Origin of the sequence: Streptomyces klenkii, assembly GCF_003626645.1 — a bacterium.
In the GTDB taxonomy this organism is placed as follows: Bacteria; Actinomycetota; Actinomycetes; order Streptomycetales; family Streptomycetaceae; genus Streptomyces; species Streptomyces klenkii.
Map to the genome: position 1 here is coordinate 71269 of NZ_RBAM01000013.1, position 17374 is coordinate 88642.

The 17374-nt window shown below is 72.6% G+C and carries 14 protein-coding genes; 7 read left to right on the plus strand and 7 right to left on the minus strand.

Annotated features, from left to right (window positions below; translation table 11 throughout):
• Position 1 precedes the first annotated feature (1 nt).
• Positions 2-1297 (minus strand): cytochrome P450 family protein, encoded by a 1296-nt coding sequence (locus D7231_RS27155; protein ID WP_120758321.1) that lies wholly within the window; start codon positions 1295-1297, stop codon positions 2-4.
• A 284-nt stretch (positions 1298-1581) separates the two neighbouring features.
• On the opposite strand from D7231_RS27155, the gene D7231_RS27160 reads away from it, so the two are divergent.
• The 3 genes from D7231_RS27160 (at position 1582) to D7231_RS27170 (ending at position 4837) form a co-directional block, all read left to right on the plus strand.
• The gene (locus tag D7231_RS27160) at positions 1582-1812 is read left to right on the plus strand and encodes a hypothetical protein (RefSeq protein WP_120758195.1); all 231 of its coding nucleotides are present in this window, start codon (positions 1582-1584) and stop codon (positions 1810-1812) included.
• A 74-nt stretch (positions 1813-1886) separates the two neighbouring features.
• Positions 1887-4349 (plus strand): heavy metal translocating P-type ATPase, encoded by a 2463-nt coding sequence (locus D7231_RS27165; RefSeq protein ID WP_120758322.1) that lies wholly within the window; start codon positions 1887-1889, stop codon positions 4347-4349.
• Complete coding sequence (locus D7231_RS27170) at positions 4346-4837, plus strand: copper chaperone PCu(A)C (protein WP_120758196.1); 492 nt, start codon at positions 4346-4348, stop codon at positions 4835-4837. The genes D7231_RS27165 and D7231_RS27170 overlap by 4 nt, the downstream gene beginning before the upstream one ends.
• Positions 4838-4944: 107 nt before the next feature.
• On the opposite strand, the gene D7231_RS27175 is transcribed toward D7231_RS27170, so the two are convergent.
• Positions 4945-5520: a sigma-70 family RNA polymerase sigma factor gene (locus D7231_RS27175; protein WP_194962792.1), complete on the minus strand. Its 576-nt coding sequence runs from the start codon at positions 5518-5520 to the stop codon at positions 4945-4947.
• A gap of 79 nt (positions 5521-5599) precedes the next feature.
• On the opposite strand from D7231_RS27175, the gene D7231_RS27180 reads away from it, so the two are divergent.
• Entirely contained in the window at positions 5600-5776 is a 177-nt protein-coding gene (locus D7231_RS27180) for a zf-HC2 domain-containing protein (RefSeq protein WP_120758198.1), read from the plus strand.
• Positions 5777-5918: 142 nt separating this feature from the next.
• Here D7231_RS27180 and D7231_RS27185 read toward each other — a convergent pair whose 3' ends face one another.
• Both D7231_RS27185 and D7231_RS27190 read right to left on the minus strand, forming a co-directional pair.
• A complete protein-coding gene (locus D7231_RS27185; protein ID WP_147449805.1) occupies positions 5919-6602 on the minus strand; it encodes a hypothetical protein in 684 nt (227 codons plus the stop codon).
• 374 nt (positions 6603-6976) lie between these two features.
• Positions 6977-7282: a holin gene (locus D7231_RS27190; protein WP_120758200.1), complete on the minus strand. Its 306-nt coding sequence runs from the start codon at positions 7280-7282 to the stop codon at positions 6977-6979.
• 141 nt (positions 7283-7423) lie between these two features.
• Between D7231_RS27190 and D7231_RS27195 the strand changes: the two genes are divergently transcribed.
• Both D7231_RS27195 and exaC read left to right on the plus strand, forming a co-directional pair.
• Entirely contained in the window at positions 7424-8713 is a 1290-nt protein-coding gene (locus D7231_RS27195; RefSeq protein WP_120758323.1) for a helix-turn-helix domain-containing protein, read from the plus strand.
• 111 nt (positions 8714-8824) lie between these two features.
• On the plus strand, positions 8825-10348 hold the full coding sequence (gene exaC, locus D7231_RS27200; protein ID WP_120758201.1) for an acetaldehyde dehydrogenase ExaC: 1524 nt from the start codon (positions 8825-8827) through the stop codon (positions 10346-10348).
• Positions 10349-10377: 29 nt separating this feature from the next.
• Here the strand turns inward: exaC and D7231_RS27205 are convergent, their stop codons facing one another.
• From D7231_RS27205 to wecB, 3 genes are all read right to left on the minus strand, one after another.
• A complete protein-coding gene (locus D7231_RS27205) occupies positions 10378-11475 on the minus strand; it encodes an NHL repeat-containing protein (RefSeq protein ID WP_120758202.1) in 1098 nt (365 codons plus the stop codon).
• Positions 11476-11594: 119 nt separating this feature from the next.
• Positions 11595-13901 (minus strand): NHL repeat-containing protein, encoded by a 2307-nt coding sequence (locus tag D7231_RS27210; RefSeq protein WP_120758203.1) that lies wholly within the window; start codon positions 13899-13901, stop codon positions 11595-11597.
• Positions 13902-14079: 178 nt separating this feature from the next.
• Positions 14080-15498, minus strand: a complete 1419-nt coding sequence (gene wecB / locus D7231_RS27215; RefSeq protein WP_228775602.1) for a non-hydrolyzing UDP-N-acetylglucosamine 2-epimerase — start codon at positions 15496-15498, stop codon at positions 14080-14082.
• Positions 15499-15991: 493 nt separating this feature from the next.
• Between wecB and D7231_RS27220 the strand changes: the two genes are divergently transcribed.
• Positions 15992-17353 (plus strand): glycosyltransferase, encoded by a 1362-nt coding sequence (locus tag D7231_RS27220; RefSeq protein WP_120758204.1) that lies wholly within the window; start codon positions 15992-15994, stop codon positions 17351-17353.
• Positions 17354-17374 lie beyond the last annotated feature (21 nt).

Consider the following 17374-nt stretch of genomic DNA (forward strand, 5'->3'; position numbering starts at 1 on the left):
CTCACCCCCGACCGCGCGGGCAGACGGACGCGGCGGGCCGGTCGAAGGCGACCGGCAGCTCGGCGGTGCCGCGGCCGAGGACGGCGGGGATCCAGGACAGCTCCTCCTCGGGCACGGCGAGCCGCAGGCCCGGCAGGCGGGCCAGCAACGTTCCGACGGCCACCTGGAGTTCGATCCGGGCGAGGGCCGCGCCGGGGCAGAAGTGGACGCCGTGGCCGAAGGCGAGGTGCGGGCCCTGGGCCCGGTCCAGGTCGAGGGTGTCGGGGTCGGGGAAGCGCTCGGGGTCGCGGTTGGCGGCGCACAGGGAGACGATCACGGAGTCGCCGGCGGGCACCCGCGTGCCGTGCAGGTCCGCGTCCTCGGCGAGGAACCGCCAGGTCGTCAGCTCGAAGGCGCTGTCGAGGCGCATCAGTTCCTCGACGGCGGCGGGCATGAGCCCGGGCTCGGCCCGCAGCCGGGCCAGTGCCTCGGGGTGGCGGAGCAGGGCCACCATCGCGGTGGTGATCTGGTTGGTGACGGGCTCCTGGCCGGCCACCAGCAGCTGGAAGATCATGGAGTCCAGCTCCTCCCGGGTCAGTTCGCCGCCGTCACGGGCGGCGACCAGCCGGCTGAGCAGCCCGTCGCCGGGCGCGCCGCGGCGGTCGGCGACGACCTCGGCGATGTAGCCCTGGAGTTCGCGGAGCAGCGCCTCGTAGGCGGGCCGCCCGGGGTCCGCGGGCCCGACGGGCGCCACGACCTTGCCCCACTCGCGGCGGAAGCGGGCGGCGAGGTGCGGCGGCAGGCCGATGACCTCGGCGAGGACCTGGAAGGGGAAGCGGGCGGCGAAGCACCGCACGAGGTCGGCGGAGTCCGCGTCCGCCGGCATCGCGTCGACGAGCGCGTCGGCCATCTCCTGGAAGCGCGCCCGCATCCCCTCGACGCGCCGCGGCGCGAAGGCGTCCGTCACCAGGCGCCGCATCGTGGTGTGCTTGGGCGGGTCCTGGTGGAGCAGGTGCACCTGGAGCTGCGAGTGCTGCGGCTCGGGCATGATCGAGGCGCGCTCGCGCCAGCGGTCGTTGCCGCGGTCGTGGTTCTTGCCCAGCCGGGGGTCGGCGAGGGTCTTCTGGGCGGCCTCGTGCCCGGTGACGAGCCAGGCGGTGACCCCGCTGGGGAAGAGGACCCGGTGGATCGGGCCGGCCTCCCGCATGCGCGCGTACAGCGGGTAGGGGTTCCGCTTGTACTCCGGCCCGTAGAGGGGGACCGGGTCGGGCAGCACGGAAGGCTCGGACGCCTCAGAGGCCTCGGACGGCTCGGGCAGGGACACGGTGAAGGGCTCCTCGCGAAGTCGTGGACCCCTGAGAAGTCGGACGGGCGACGGGGTGAGTTCCCGCGGGTCCGGCGAAAGTTCATAAGGTCGTACGGGATGCGGGCCGGTTCCCGGCCGGGAACCGGCCGGTTCGGGCGAGTTCCGGCGGGTTCCGTATCCCCAGGTAGTCGGCCGCGGACGGCCTCCGGTTCCCGCGGACAGAAGGGACAATCCTCACGCGCCGCGAGCCGGTCATGAGCGGCCGAACGGGCCGCGCAGCGTGCCACGATGCCCGGATGACCGTTCGTCGCCCCCTCAGTCCGTACGGAACCCTGGCCGGTTTCGCCCTGCTCCTGGCAGCCCTCTTCGGCGTCTCGTACGCGGTCGGCACGGCCGCCGGGCCGGCCGCCCCCGGCATACACCGCACCGGCGGCGGTTCCGGTTCCGGTTCCGGGCATGGTTCCGGTGGCGGGACGGGCGGCATGGGCGGCATGGACGGGATGCACGGCATGGGTGGTGGACGGTGAGTACGAGTACGGGCACGGGCACGGGCGCTGGCAGCAGCACCGCGACAGCGACGACCGAGCTGATCGTCGGCGGCATGACCTGCGCCGCGTGCGTCGCGCGGGTGGAGAAGAAGCTGGGCAGGGTGGACGGCGTGAGCGCGACCGTCAACCTGGCCACCGGCCGGGCCCGCGTCTCCCACCCCGCCGAGGTCACCGCGGCCGAGCTGATGGCGGTCGTCGAGGGCGCCGGCTTCACCGCCGCGCTGCCCGAGCCGCAGCCCGGTCCGGGGTCGCAAGGCGGCAAGGACGGGAAGGGCGGCAAGGACGGGGATGCCGAGGCAGCCACCGGCGCGCTCACCCGGCTGCTGATCACGGCGCTGCTCTCCGTCCCCGTACTCGTCCTGTCCATGGCCCCCGGCTTGCAGTTCCGCAACTGGCAGTGGCTGTGCTTCGTGCTCGCGACGCCGGTCGCCGTGTGGGGCGCGTGGCCCTTCCACGAGCGGGCGCTGCGCGGTCTGCGGCACTCGGCCGCGACCATGGACACGCTCGTCTCGCTCGGGGTGCTCGCCTCCTACTCCTGGTCCGCGTACGCCCTGTTCTTCGGCGGCGCGGGGCGGCCCGACATGCGGATGCCGTTCACGCTGGTGCCGTCGATGGCGGGCGGCACGGCGGACGTGTACCTCGAAGCGGTCGTGGGCGTCCCGCTGTTCGTGCTGATCGGCAGGCTGCTGGAGGCGCGGGCCCGGCACAGCACGGGTTCGGCGCTGCGCGCCCTCGCCTCCCTCGCCGCGAAGGACGTGCTCGTGCGGGGCGCGGACGGCACGGAGCGCCGGGTGCCCATCGAGGAGCTGCGGGTCGGCGACCGCTTCGTCGTCCGGCCGGGCGAGCGCGTCGCGACCGACGGCGTCGTCGTCGCGGGCAGTTCGGCCCTGGACCTGTCTCTGGTGACCGGCGAGAGCGCGCCCGTGGAGGCCGGTCCGGGGTCGTCCGTCGTGGGCGGCGCCGTCAACTCCGGCGGTCTGCTGGAGGTGCGGGCCGAGGCGGTCGGCGCGGACACCCGGCTCGCCCGGATCGCGAAGCTGGTGGAGGAGGCGCAGGCGGGCAAGGCGAAGGCGCAGCGCGTGGCCGACGCCGTCGCCGGCGTCTTCGTACCGGCGGTGCTGGCCGTCGCCGTGACGGTGCTCGGCTTCTGGCTGGGCGCGGGCGCCTCGCCGCAGGCGGCCGTCACGGCCGCGGTGGCGGTCCTCGTGGTCGCCTGCCCGTGCGCGCTCGGGCTGGCCACGCCCACGGCCCTGCTGGCGGCCACGGGCCGCGGCGCGGGCCTGGGCATCCTGGTCAGCGGGCCGCAGGCGCTGGAGGGGCTGCGCCGCGTGGACACGGTCGTCCTGGACAAGACGGGCACGCTGACGACGGGTTCGATGACGGTCACGGACGTGACGGCCCGCCCGGACGGCCTCGGCGCGGAGGCGGCACTGCGGCTGGCCGCGGCGGTCGAACGCGGCTCGGAGCACCCGGTGGGGCGCGCGGTGTGCGCGTATGCGGCCGGGCGGGAGACGGGGGCGGACGGGGTCACGGCAGACACTCCGGACCTGCCCGTCCTTCCGGACGTCACCGGCTTCGACGCCACGCCCGGCCGGGGTGTCGCGGGGCGCGTCGGGGAGCGGCTCGTCGAGGTCGTACGGCCGGACGCCTCCCCCGCCGCACAGGCATCCGCCGCGCAGGCACCGGCGGCCCGAAAGTCCAAGAAGAACGAACAGAAGGGGCGAAAGGGTCAGGCCGTCCCGTCGGGCGACCGTCTCCCCCAGGTGCTCGCCGACGCCGTGGAAGCCGCCGGGCGCGACGGCCGTACCGCGGTCGTCGTCCGCGTGGACGGCACGCCCGAGGCCGTGATCGTCCTCGGCGACACCGTCCGCTCCGGCTCGTACCGCGCCGTCGACCACCTCAAGCGGCTCGGTCTGCGGCCCGTCCTCGCGACGGGCGACAGCGAGGGCGCGGCGCGGGCCGTCGCCGCCGAACTCGGCATCACCGAGGTGCACGCGCGGGCCACGCCCGAGGACAAGGCCGCGCTCGTCCGCGAGCTGCGCGAACAGGGCCGCCGCGTCGCCGTCATCGGCGACGGCGTCAACGACACGGCCGCACTCGCCGGCGCGGACCTCGGCATCGCGATGGGCGGCGGCACGGACGCGGCCATCGGCGCCGCGGACGTGACGCTGGTCCGCGAGGACATGGGCGCCCTGGCCGACGCCGTCCGGCTGGCCCGGCGGACGTCCGCCACGGTACGGGCCAACCTCGCATGGGCGTTCGGCTACAACCTGGTCACGCTGCCACTGGCGGCGGTGGGCCTGCTCAGCCCGATGGTCGCGGCGGCGGCGATGTCCGTCAGCTCGGTGCTGGTCGTCGCCAACAGCCTGCGGCTGCGCGGCTGGCAGCCGGTGCCCTCGCGGGCGGCGGCGGGCAGGGGCCCGCGGCGCGGCGGCGCGGCACCCGGCTCGCACGGTTCTCATGGTTCTCACGGCCGGCGCACGGCCGCCGCCCTGGCCTCGCGAGGTGACGCATGAAGCTCTCGGTTCCCTCCGCCCTCGTGTCCGCCGGGCGCGCCGCGCTCGTGCCGGTCGTCGCGGGGGCCGTGGCCCTCGGCGGGCTCTGCGCCTGGACGGCCTCGGGCGCGGCGCCCCGGCCGCCGGCCGTCAAGGTCGAGGAGGCACGGGTCCTGGTGCCGCTCGGCCGGGACGACACCGCCGCCTTCTTCCGCGTACGGAACACCGGTGACGTCGACGACGAGCTCATCGGCGTCGAAGCGCCCACGGCCGGGGGCGCGATGCTCAGCCGCACCGTGGTGCGGAAGGGCGCGGGCCACATGGAGATGGTGCAGTCCGCTCCCCTGCCGGCCGGCCGCACGCTGGAGATGACCCCGCACGGCCTGGACGTCATGGTGTGGGCCCCGCCCCGGCTGAAGCCCGGCGACCGGCTGCCCGTCGTCCTGCGGTTCCGGGAAGCGGGGACGGTACGGGTGGAGGCGGAGGTCGTACGGGCGGGCAGCCGCTGAGACAGGGGCGGCCGGGCATGTGCCCGGCCGCCCCTATGCCGTCCGGCGGAAGGAAACGGCCTGCGCAAGCAGAGCGTCCGCTCCGCACCCTCCGCCGGAAGGGCCTACTACGCCGCGACCGGCATGCGGACCGCGTCCCGCTCCGCCGTCTCCAGCTGGCAGATCAGCGACTCGCGGGCCCGCGCGACGCGCGACCGCACCGTGCCGACGGGACAGCCCGCGACGACGGCCGCCTCCGCGTAGGGCAGACCCAGCATCTGGGTGAGCACGAACGCCTCGCGGCGCTCGTACGGCAGCCGGTCCAGCAGCTGCGACAGCGCCACGCCCTCGTCGAAGCCGGGCAGCTGCGCCGTCTGGGCGCGCTCGGCCGCCGACTGCCAGTCGTCGGTGTCCGAGACGCGCGGCCGCGCCGCGTTGAAGCGCAGCCGGTCGACCACCGTGCGGCGGGCGATCGTCAGCAGCCACGTACGGGCCGACGCGCGGCCCTCGAAGCGGGGCAGCGAGCGCAGGGCCCGCAGGTACGTCTCCTGGACGAGGTCGTCCGCGCCCTGCGGGTCGTTGCTGAGCCGTGCGACGTAGCGCCGCACGTCGTTCTGCGTGGCCCGGATGAAGCACTCGATGGCGTCGGCGTCACCGCTGCGCGCGGCGAGCGCCCAGGCGGTCACCGTCTCGTCGTCACGCACGGCGGCCTCCCCCACGGACGGTGCGGGGAGAGCGGGGGGTGATGCACGGGGCAAAAGCGGCACCGGAGACGATGGCGGGGTGCATTGCAGTGAATTTCGTACCGCCCTGTCCGCCCGCGTCGACGGCGAGGACCTGCCGCCGGGGATGACCGGCGCGGCCCTCGACGCGCACCTGCGGGGCTGCGGAGAGTGCTGTGCGTGGGGCGAACGGGCGCGCCGGCTGAGACTGCTCGCGGCGCGGTTCGACGTGGCGTGAGGGGGTTGCGGGGACGGCGTGCCGGCGTGGCACGTCCCCCGTACGGGCAGGGGTCATCGCCCTGTGTCCTTCCTGGAATCCGGGCAGCCCGAGGAGCGGGACGGGCCCGGTGACGTGATGCGGCGCTGGAGGTCGCCGTCAGTCAGCTGACGGCGACGCGGGCCGGCGGACCACGTCGGGAGAGGACATGCGCGTACAGCAGCTGCCGCAGGCGCTGCGCGGCGCGGCTCCGGTCGGCGCGGATGCGCGGCGGCCCGGGGGGCGCGGGCACGGCGCCGACGAGGACGAGGAGCGGGGCGAGAAGCCGGCCGCGGACGGTGCGGGCGAGCCGGAAGGCGGCCTGTTCGCCGCCGGCGAGCCACATGCCGCAGATGACGGCGACGAGGACGTGCGCGGACCACATGCCGAGCGCGCCGTGGCCGGCGTGCATGGACATGGAGTGGCCGGCCATGCCTGCCATGCCGTCCATACCGCTCATGCCATCCATGCCACCCATGCCCGCCATATCGCTCATGGAGGGCATCGACTGGCTCATGTCCATGGAGTGGGGAGCCATGTCGCCCATGGAGGCCATGTCACCCATGGGTGACGCGGCACCGTGATCCACGGGCATGCCCGGATCCAGCCCCAGCCGGGCCGCCCGGGCGGTGTTCACGACGACGTTCTGCGCGAGTGCGAAGAAGAAGTGCAGGCCCGTCTGGGCGCCGACGGTGGCGAGCGTGATCAGCAGCGGCCCGCGCTCGCGCCCCGCGAGGAACCACGCTCCGCTGCCCGTGCCGCACAGCGCGACGGCGACGGCCCACCACGGGACCGTCGTTCCGGACATGAGCGCGTGGCCCAGGGCAGCGAGCAGCACACAGACCGCTGCGAACACCGCGGCTCGCAGCGCTCGCGGTACCTGTTCCGGCTGCGGCCCTGCTCTCATGACGTGGACATCGTTGCACCCGCGCCGCGCGGCGCGACGGCGGGGTGCGCAATGACGCCCGTACGAACCCCCCGCACGGGCGCACGGGCCCGCCCCGTACCGTCCGCCCGGCGGTACGAGGCGGGTGGGCCGCCGGCTCGGGGGAAGGACCGACGGCCCGGGGTCCCGTCGCTCCATTGGGACTCGCACGACCGAGTCAAGCGCGGCGCCGGCGGGCGCGGGAGCGTGTGCGCGGGGGCGATCGCGGGTGCGCGCTTCACACCCCGTGTGAACGATCAGCTTCCGGTCGTACGTCCACTCGTGCCACTACTCGGACCACCACTCGTGCCTCCACCGCTTCGGCTACGGCTGCGGCGGCCGTCCGGGAGCCAGGCCGCGCTGCCCTTGTCGCCGAAGCGGCTGCCTATCGCGCCCTTGATCACCGAGAGGGCGGCGGGGAGGGCGGCGATGGCCGCGGCCTTGAGGGCGGACACGTCGGTGAGGTCGAACCCGTCGGCGAGGAGGAGACCGAGGAAGGTGGTGACGTACGCGGCGGCGGTGCGCTCGAGGATGTCGAGCAGGACTTTCTGCGCTTTCTGCATGACTGTTTCTTCGTCTCTTCCGTTCGTGTGCGATGGGTAAGGGAAGCGTCGTGGCGGGGCGGCCCGCACCGCAAGACCCGTAACTGCACGTACGCACGTTGAGGAGGGAATCAGGTGGCCAACCCCGACCCCTGGCTGGCGATGAGCTCCGCCGACGACCCGGCTGAGCGGAGCCGTGCGGTCCGCGGCGCGCACGAGGAGTTCGTGACCGGGGGCACGGTGGGCGCGGGCGTCCGCACGGTGGTCGCCGGCTCGTGGCGGCGGTCGGCGGCCGCGCTGCCCGCGGCCGACTTCCTGGCGCCGGTCGAGCTGGACGGCGCGGAGCTGGAGGAGTACCGGCGGGCGCATCCGCTGGCGTCGGTGATGCCGCTCTTCAGGGAGCTGCTCGGCACGGTCGCCGACGACGGGGCGCACCTGCTCGCGGTCTGCGACGCGTACGGCCGGATGCTGTGGGTCGAGGGGCACCGGGGAGCCCGGAGCCGGGCCGAGGCCATGAACTTCGTCGCCGGTGCCCGCTGGGACGAGCGGCACGCGGGCACGAACGCGCCCGGTACGGCGCTCGCCCTCGACCACGCCGTGCAGATCTTCGCCACCGAGCACTACAACCGCGCGGTCCAGCCGTGGACGTGCGCGGCGGCGCCCGTCCACGACCCGCGGACCGGGCGGCTGCTGGGCGCGGTCGACCTCACCGGCGGCGACCAGCTGGCCGCCCCGCACAGCCTGGCGCTGGTGCGGGCGACGGCGCTGGCGGCCGAGGCGAGACTGGCGGCCGGCGCCGGGCCGGGACCGCTGCTGTCGGCCCTCGGCCGCGACGAGGCGGTCCTGGCGACGGCGGACGGCCGCCGGATCCACCTGGGCCGGCGGCACAGCGAGATCCTCGTGCTGCTGGCCGCCCACCCCGAAGGGCTGACCGGGGATCAGCTCGCGACGGCGCTGTACGGGGAGCGCCCGGTGCCGCCGGTGACGCTGCGCGCCGAGCTGTCGCGGCTGCGGCGGCTGGTGGGGCCGCTGCTCGGCTCGCGCCCGTACCGGCTGTGCGCGCCCGTCGCCACGGACGTCGCGCGGGTGGAGCGGGAGCTGGCGGCGGGCGACGTGCGCGGGGCGCTCCGCACGTACGACGGGCCGCTGCTGCCCACCTCCGAGGCGCCGGAGGTGTGCCGGATGCGGCGGGTGCTGGAGGGGCGGCTGCGGCGGGCGGTGCTGAGCTGCGGGGACGCTTGGGCGCTCCAGCTGTGGGCGGACAGTGCGTGGGGCGAGGAGGACCTGGAGGTGTGGGAGCGGCTCCTGGCGGCGCTGCCGGTGAGTGCGCCGCAGCGGGGAGGGGTGGCGGCGGAGGCGCGGAGGTTACGGGAGATGTACGAGGCGGGCGTACGGGGTGGAGCGGCGGGCGTACGGGCTGAGGCAACGTTCGCGCAACGTCCCCGGCCCTAGCGTCCTGCCGGTCGCCGTCCGCGCCGCAAACGGACGGCAGTGAACCGGATCCCCGAATCCCTGACTCCCGGAACCCCGGAAGCCTGGAAACCCGGAAGGGAAGGCCGTCCCATGCCTCGCTACGCCAGCCCCGGCTCCCCCGACGCGGTGGTCTCGTACCGCCCGCGCTACGACCACTGGATCGGCGGCGAGTACGTACCGCCCAAGCAGGGCGGCTACTTCGAGAACCCGACGCCGGTGAACGGGCAGCCGTTCACCGAGATCGCCCGGGGCACCGCCGAGGACGTCGAGCGCGCCCTGGACGCGGCGCACGCGGCGGCCCCGGCGTGGGGCCGCACCCCCGTGGCCGAGCGGGCCGCCGTCCTGAACCGCGTCGCCGACCGCATGGAGCAGCACCTGGAGGCGCTCGCGGTCGCCGAGTCCTGGGAGAACGGCAAGCCGGTCCGCGAGACCCTGGCCGCCGACATCCCGCTCGCGATCGACCACTTCCGCTACTTCGCGGGCGCGATCCGCGCCCAGGAGGGCGGCCTGTCGGAGATCGACGCGGACACGGTCGCGTACCACTTCCACGAGCCGCTGGGCGTGGTGGCCCAGATCATCCCGTGGAACTTCCCGATCCTGATGGCGACGTGGAAACTGGCCCCGGCCCTGGCGGCGGGCAACGCGGTCGTGCTCAAGCCCGCGGAACAGACCCCGGCGTCGATCCACGTGTGGATGGACCTGGTGGCGGACCTCCTCCCGCCGGGCGTGGTGAACATCGTGAACGGCTTCGGCGCGGAGGCGGGCAAACCGCTGGCGACGAGCCCCCGCGTGGCCAAGATCGCGTTCACCGGGGAGACGACGACGGGCCGCCTGATCATGCAGTACGCGTCGGAGAACCTGAAGCCGGTCACGCTCGAACTCGGTGGCAAGAGCCCGAACATCTTCTTCGACGACGTCTCCGCGGCGGACGACGACTTCCTGGACAAGGCCCTCGAAGGCTTCACCATGTTCGCCCTCAACCAGGGCGAGGTCTGCACGTGCCCGTCGCGTGCCCTGATCCAGCGCGGCCACTACGCGGCCTTCCTGGAAGCGGCGACGGCCCGCACCGAGGCGATCGTCCCGGGCCACCCCCTGGACACCGCAACGATGATCGGCGCCCAGGCCTCCAACGACCAGCTGGAAAAGATCCTCTCCTACCTGGACATAAGCCGCCAGGAAGGCGCCCGCACCCTCACCGGCGGCCACCGCGCCGACCCGGGCGGCGAACTGGCCGGCGGCTACTACGTCCAGCCCACGATCCTCGAAGGCCGCAACGACATGCGCGTCTTCCAAGAGGAAATCTTCGGCCCGGTCGTAGCGGTAACCCCCTTCACCGACTTCGACGACGCCATCACCCTCGCCAACGACACCCTCTACGGCCTGGGCGCCGGCGTCTGGACCCGCAACGGCACCACGGCCTACCGAGCCGGCCGCGCCATCCAAGCAGGCCGCGTCTGGACCAACTGCTACCACGCCTACCCGGCCCACGCCGCCTTCGGCGGCTACAAACAATCAGGAATAGGCCGCGAAACCCACAAAATGATGCTGGACCACTACCAGCAGACCAAGAACTTGCTGGTGAGCTACTCCCCGAAGAAGCTCGGTTTCTTCTAGAGAAGCGGAGTCCGCCATCCTGCGCGGGGCTATCGCGAGTGGGAAGACCCGTTTCGCGGTGCCCCGCCGCACACCTTCCGTACCCGGTGGTTGCCGAAGTCGCCGATGTACAGCTCGCCGGCGTCGCCCAGCGCGATTCCAAGGGGTTGATCCAGCGCGGCCAGAGGAGCGGGCCCGCCGTCACCGCCGTAGCCCTTGGACCCGTCACCGGCCACCGTGGTGATGATGCCGTCCGGGCCCACCCTCCGCACCCGCTCATTGCCGTAATCGGTGATGTAGAGATTGCCGGCGCCGTCGACCACCACGCATTGGGGCAGGTTGAGGGCGGCTGCGGTGGCAGGGCCCCCGTCGCCGCCGAAGCCGATGGTGCCGTTACCGGCGACCGTGGTGATGATGCCGTCCGGACCCACCCTCCGCACCCGGTAGTTGTACCGGTCCGCGATGTAGAGGTTGCCGGCGCCGTCGACCGCCACGGCGTGGGGGAAGTGCAGCGAGGCAGCAGTAGCGGGGCCTCCGTCACCGCTGAAGCCGTCGGAACCGTCGCCGGCGACCGTGGTGATGGTGCCGTCCGGGCCCACCTTCCGCACCCGGTGGTTGTAGTCGTCGGCGATGTAGAGGGTGCCGGCGCCGTCGGCCACCATGGCGTGCGGGAAGTTCAGCGAGGCGGCGGTCGCGGGCCCTCCGTCGCCACCGAACGCGGCGGTGCCGTCGCCGGCGACCGTGACGATGACGCCGTCCGGGCCCACCTTCCGTACCCGCTGATTGGAGCGGTCCGCGATGTAGAGGTTGCCCTGACCGTCCAGTGCCACACCGGCCGGATCTTTGAGGCTCGCCTCGGTCGCGGGCCCGCCGTCACCGCCGTAGCCCTTGGACCCGTCACCGGCCACCGTGGTGATGATGCCGTCCGGGCCCACCTTCCGCACCCGGTGGTTCTGATAGTCGGCGATGTAGAGGTTGCCGGCAGCATCGAGCGCCACGCCATAGGGACACCGAAGACCGGCCGCGGTGGCGGGCCCGCCGTCGCCGCCGAACCCGGGGGTGCCGTTTCCCGCCACCGTGGTGATGACGCTCCCGGACAGCGGCGTTGTCGGTTCCGCGATTGCGTCCTTCGTCGTTGTCACGTCCATGGAGCCCCTTTTCGCCGGATGATGGATGCGCCGCAGCACACGGGTCCCGTCCGGCCGGGCGGGCCGGACGGGACCCTGTGCGCTGTCTTACGAACCTTCGTGCCCGCTGTTCACACCGGTCACAGGATGCGACCGGTCAGCGGCACGGGTGCGAGGCGGCCGATGACGGCCCGGCCGTCGGTGGACTGGGTGCCCGATGTCGCGCCCGGCAGTGCCCTGACCACGATCGTGTGGATCAGAGAGGTCTTGTCCGTGGTGCCGGTGTTCAGGTGCGGGTTGGAGTGGATGACGAGCGTCTTGCCGTTGTCCTCGAGGCGGGTGTCGAGGTTCCCCGTGACGTACGGCTTGGTGTTGTAGTAGCCGTAGGAGGCGGCGCCGGTGAACTCGAAACCGGTGGGTGCGGTGATGCGCTGTTCGATGGTGCCGGGGTTGACCGGCTGGTTGTCGAACGAGCGCAACTCCAAGTTGAACTTGGAGATCTGGCCCGGTGCCGCCGCGGGTACCGACGCCTGCACCACGCGCAGCGCGGTTTCGTCCTGGGCCTTGCTGGTGATCTTGCCGGAGATCTGGACCGGGGTGTGCCGGCCGATGCTGGCCGAGCCGTTGTCGTACTGCCCGGGCAGCGCGTTGATGCGGGCCTGGACGGGAATCGTGTAGATCACCGAGCCGCTGTCGCTGGGGGTGGTGTTGACGTGCGGGTTGGCGGTGATGATCAGGGTCCGGCCGTCGTCCTCGATCCGGTAGTCGAGGTTTCCGGTGACGATGCCGTCGAGGGCCTCGTAGTACGCGTACGTGGGCTGTCCGGCGAAGGTGAAGGCCGTCGGGGCGGTGAAGCGCTGGACGATGGTGCCGGGGTTGACCGGCTGCCCGGCCGGTGAGGTGTAGCGCATGATGAAGGTGGACCGCTGGCCCGGGGCGACGTCGGGAATCGTGTCCTGATAGATCGTCAGTGCCGTCTCGTCCGCGACGGGGGAGGGCACGACGACCGTGACGGGCAGGGCGTACGTGTTGTCCTTGAGGTTCAGGTCCCCGCCGTACTGGATCTCCAGCGTGGACTCGTACGTGCCCGCGGGCGTGGTGTCCGGGGCGATCACCCGGAAGACGCCGTCCAGGCTCCCCTGGTACGGAATGAGTTGCTGTCCGGTGAAGGTGCGGGTGAGCCGTCGTCCCGTGGTGCCGGGGCCGCCGACGAGGCCGTCGGCCAGGGTGAGCACCACGGTCACGTGCTGGCCGTCGGCCGTGTTCGGACCGCGGCTCCTGATCCGCGCACCGAGGTCGAACTCCTGGCCGCGCTGCACCCGGTACGGGCTGACGACCTCTCCGTACAGGTCGGCGGCCGGCGGGAGCGGCGGGGTCATCTGGGCCACGCCCGTGACGCCGCGGACCCGCTGGTTGCTCTGGTCGGCGATGTACAGGTTGCCGGCCCGGTCCAGTGCGATTCCGTAGGGGTAGTAGAGGCGCGTGCCCGCGGCGGGACCGCCGTCGTCCACGTATCCGGCGGTGCCGTTGCCCGCGATGGTGGTGATGATGCCGTCCGAAGTGACCTTACGGATCCGGTGGTTGTGGCCGTCCCCGATGTACAGGTTGCCGGCCTCGTCCAGCGCCACCCCCCAGGGGTAGTGGAGCCGGGTGCCGAGGGCCGGTCCGCCGTCGGAGACGTAGCCGGCGGTGCCGTTGCCCGCGACGGTGGTGATGATGCCGTTGGGCGTGACCTTGCGGATGCGGTGGTTGTGCCGGTCGGCGATGTAGAGGTTGTCGGCGGCATCCACGGCCACACCGATCGGGTATTGGAGCCGGGTCGCGATGGCCGGTCCGCCGTCGGAGACGTAGCCGGCGGTGCCGTTGCCCGCGATGGTGGTGATGTTGCCGTTGGGGGTGACCTTGCGGATGCGGTGGTTGCCGTAGTCGGCGATGTACAGATTTCCGCTGCGGTCCACAGCCACCCCGTACGGGGAGTTGAGCGGCGTGGCGATGGCGGGTCCGCCGTCGGAGATGTATCCGGCGGTGCCGTTGCCCGCGACGGTGGTGATGATGCCGTTGGGCGTGACCTTGCGGATGCGGTGGTTGCTGGTGTCAGCGATGTAGAGATTGCCCGCGTCGTCGACCGCCACGCTGCTGGGGTTGTAGAGGCGGGTGGCGACAGCGGGTCCGCCGTCGGAGATGTATCCGGCGGTGCCGTCGCCGGCGATGGTGGTGATGATGCCGTTGGGCGTGACCTTGCGGATGCGGTGGTTGGCCTGGTCGGCGATGTAGAGGTTGCCGTTCTTGTCCACGGTCACGTCGGTGGGGTTGTAGACCCTGGTCAGCGCGCCCGGTCCGCCGTCGGAGATGAACCCGGCCACGCCGTTGCCCGCCACCGTGGCGATGGCGCCTTCGGCCAGGCCCGCGGGTTGCGGGCCGGTTCCGGTGCTGGTTGTGGTTGCCATGAGTTGGTGCTCCTGTCTCTGGTGTGAGGACTGGGGCGCTCAGTGGTGGTGGAACCTGGCCGCCGAAGGCGATCCGCGGGTCGTGCCCTTGCCGGCCGCCGCCGGAGCATTGCCTTCCGCGCTCCCCGCCGCGCCTTGCCCGCGAGCGCCACCGCGGGCCGCGCTGCCGGGGTCGTCATCACCGCTCCCCCGGGATGTCGGACGGCCTGGGAGAGCGGCCGAGAAGCCAGCCGCAGGCTGCCGCGCAGCGCCGGGCCGCCTCTCCGTCGCCGTAGGGATTGCGCCGCGGGTACGGACCCTTCACCGTCCCCGACAGCGCGCCCTCGCGCACGAATTCCTTTTCCGCCGCCGCCACGATCTCCGGTTCCTGGGTACCGACGAGCCGGGCGAGACCGGAATCGATTCCTTCGGTTCGCTCGGTGTTGTCACGGGTCACCAGAACCGGAATGCCGAACGCCGCGGCCTCCTCCTGGATTCCGCCCGAGTCCGTGATGACCAGAACGGAGCGGGCGAGCAGCCGCGCGAAGGCGTCGTACGGAATGGGGCCCGGCAGCTGCACATTGGGGCGGCCGTGCAAGGATTCCTCGATCGCGGTACGGACCGAAGGGTTCATGTGCGCCGCCACCACGAAGGTGATTTCCGGGTATTGGTGGCTGAGACTCGCCACTGCCCGGCCGACGCGCCGGATGGGGGCTCCCCAGTTCTCCCGGCGGTGCGCGGTCACCAGGACCAGCGGAGCGGAATTCGCGATTCGATGCGGAAGCGGATCGCCGGCGGCGGGCGGGCGGCGGCTCGCGGCGACTACCGCGTCGATCACGGTGTTGCCGGTCACCAGGATCCGCTCGGCCGCCACCCCTTCGGCGACCAGATTCCGGTGGGCGGCACGGGTGGGCGCCAGGTGCAGATCGCTCACCTCGGCGATCATGCGGCGGTTCGCCTCCTCGGGGAACGGGTTGCGCAGGTCCCCGGAGCGCAGCCCCGCCTCCACATGCACCACGGGGACCGAGGAGTAGAACCCGGCCATGGCCCCGGCCAGGGCGGAGGCGGTGTCGCCCTGGACGACGACCGCGTCGGCCGCGGGCGCGCGCAGCCTCTCCCCCAGCCTGCTCAGCAGCCCGGCCGTCAGCTCGGAGACCGAAACCGCGCCGGGTGGTGCCGTCAGCTCCACCTGCGCGCGCAGCCCGAAGCAGGAGAGGGTCTCCCGGACCACCTCGCCGTGCTGGCCGGTGGCGACGAGGACCGGCTCCGCCCAGCTCTGCCGATTCAGCTCCTGCACGACCGGAGCAAGTTTGACGGCCTCGGGACGGGTGCCCACGACAATGGCAATGCGTTTACTGTCGTTCAACGTTCCTTGCTCTCCGTCCGTGGCGCAGGGAATGGGGCTGCCGTCAAGATGGCGCAAGAAAAAAGAATGGCGGCGCACGGGATTACCATCGCTGAACAGTGCGGAAGATCGCGTGAAGGCGCGGGGAAGTTGAAAGAGATACCTACTGCTCCAGGTATTGGAGCGCGGTCCGCCGATGAAACTAACTCCCGGTGCGCGCTCCGTGCAACGGGCCCGATTCGGCATGGTTGGCCGGATCCGGGCAGTGTCCATAATCACTGGACGGGAAATCCTTGATATCTCTGAAGGGATGGGTAGCCGGATGTATCCGGGTTGGCGCGAAACCACCTCCCGCCGCACCGTTCAAGCCGCGGTGGGGTCTGGTCACCGGCCATTTCCTGAGCAAGAGTGGTCGGGCTCTCCTCCCCCCTTGCACACAAGATGCGCTCATTGCTGCCCGGAGGTGCCTCCGCACTATGTACACGGGATTCACCTGGCCGCTGGTCGGCGGCATGGCGGCGGCCCGTGTCGGGGGAGGTGCGGCGCCCGGTCGCGGAGCTTTGCTGGCGACCATCGGTGCGGCGGTGCTGCCCGTGGGTTTCGTCCTGGGACGGGAGATACAGCGTCGCCTGACCGGACGGGAAGGGGCGGAACCGGCCCCGGAACGAGGAACCGACCATCCAGTGGTGCCCGCCCGCCCGTATCCGGCCCCCGTCATTCCGGTGGGGCCGCCCTCATGGAGACGCCGGAAGCGGGAGGTCCGTCAGTGAGACGCAAGCTGCTCAAGGCCGTCGACACGATCGGCTATGCAGTCATCGGCATGTCCGCGGGCTATCTCGCCCTCGCCATGAGTGCGGGGCTCTTCGAGCTGCGCCGCCAGAAGGCCGCGCTGCGCGTCCAGGGCGACACGGCGTACGGCAGCCCGCACCTCGGCCGCCGCGACCACCGCCATCTGTACGCCCTCATCCCCTGCCTCAACGAGGAGTCCGTGATCGGCACCACGGTCACCGGGCTGCTCGGCCCGCGCACCACGGTCATCGTCATCGACGACGGCTCGGACGACGCCACCGGGCGGGAGGCCGAGCGGGCGGGCGAAGAGGCACGGGCGGCGGGGCGGCCGGGCGAGGTGGTCGTGCTGCGCCGGGAGCCGCCGAACGCCCGGCAGGGCAAGGGCGAGGCCCTCAACCACGGAATCCGGCGGATCCGGGAGAGCGTCGCGGCGCACGGCCAGGACCCCCGCGAGGCGATCGTCTGCGTGATGGACGCGGACGGCCGGCTCTCGGACCGGGCCCTGAGCCACGTCCTGCCGCTCTTCGACGACCCCCGCGTCGGCGGCGTGCAACTCGGTGTGCGCATCCGCAACCGCCGCGGGAACTTCCTGACCTGGTTCCAGGACTACCAGTTCTGGGCGATGGCCGCGGTCACCCAGTTCGGCCGCAACCTCACCTCGACCGTCAGCCTCGGCGGCAACGGGCAGTTCACCCGGCTCTGCGCTCTGGACGGCCTGGGTGAACGCCCCTGGTCGCGATCGCTGACCGAGGACCTGGACCTGGCCATCAGCCTCGCCGTGCGCGGCTGGCGGCTGCGGACCACCGCCCACGCCTCCGTGGACCAGCAGGGCGTCAGCGATCTGCGGCGGCTCGTCCGGCAGCGGACCCGCTGGTACCAGGGCCATATGACGTCGATCGGACGGATGGGCGAGATATGGCGGGCGCCCCGGATGCGGCACCTGGCCGCACTGGAGATGTTCTCCTACCTGCTGGTTCCCTGGGTGCTGGACCTGCCGTGGTCGATCCTCTTCCAGTACTGCCTGATCTGGTTCATCCGCAGCCCCAACGTCCTGGTCCTGCGCGGCCGGCGCACCACCGCCCTCAACGCCACCTGGCTGAAGTGGCCCGCCAACCTGGCCGCCTGGTACCTGCTCACCTTCGCTCCCGCGCTCATCACCTCCTGGACGTATCTGCGCCGGGACAAGGCCGTGGGCCTGCCACGGGCCCTGATGCTCGGGCACTCCTTCGTCGTCATGAACTACATGTCGTTCCTCTGCGCCTGGAGCGCCCTGTTCCGCATGGTGCGCGGGCAGACGGGCTGGACCAAGACCACCCGGGAGGCCGAGGCGGCGCGCTGAGCCGCCGCGGGGTTGTCACGC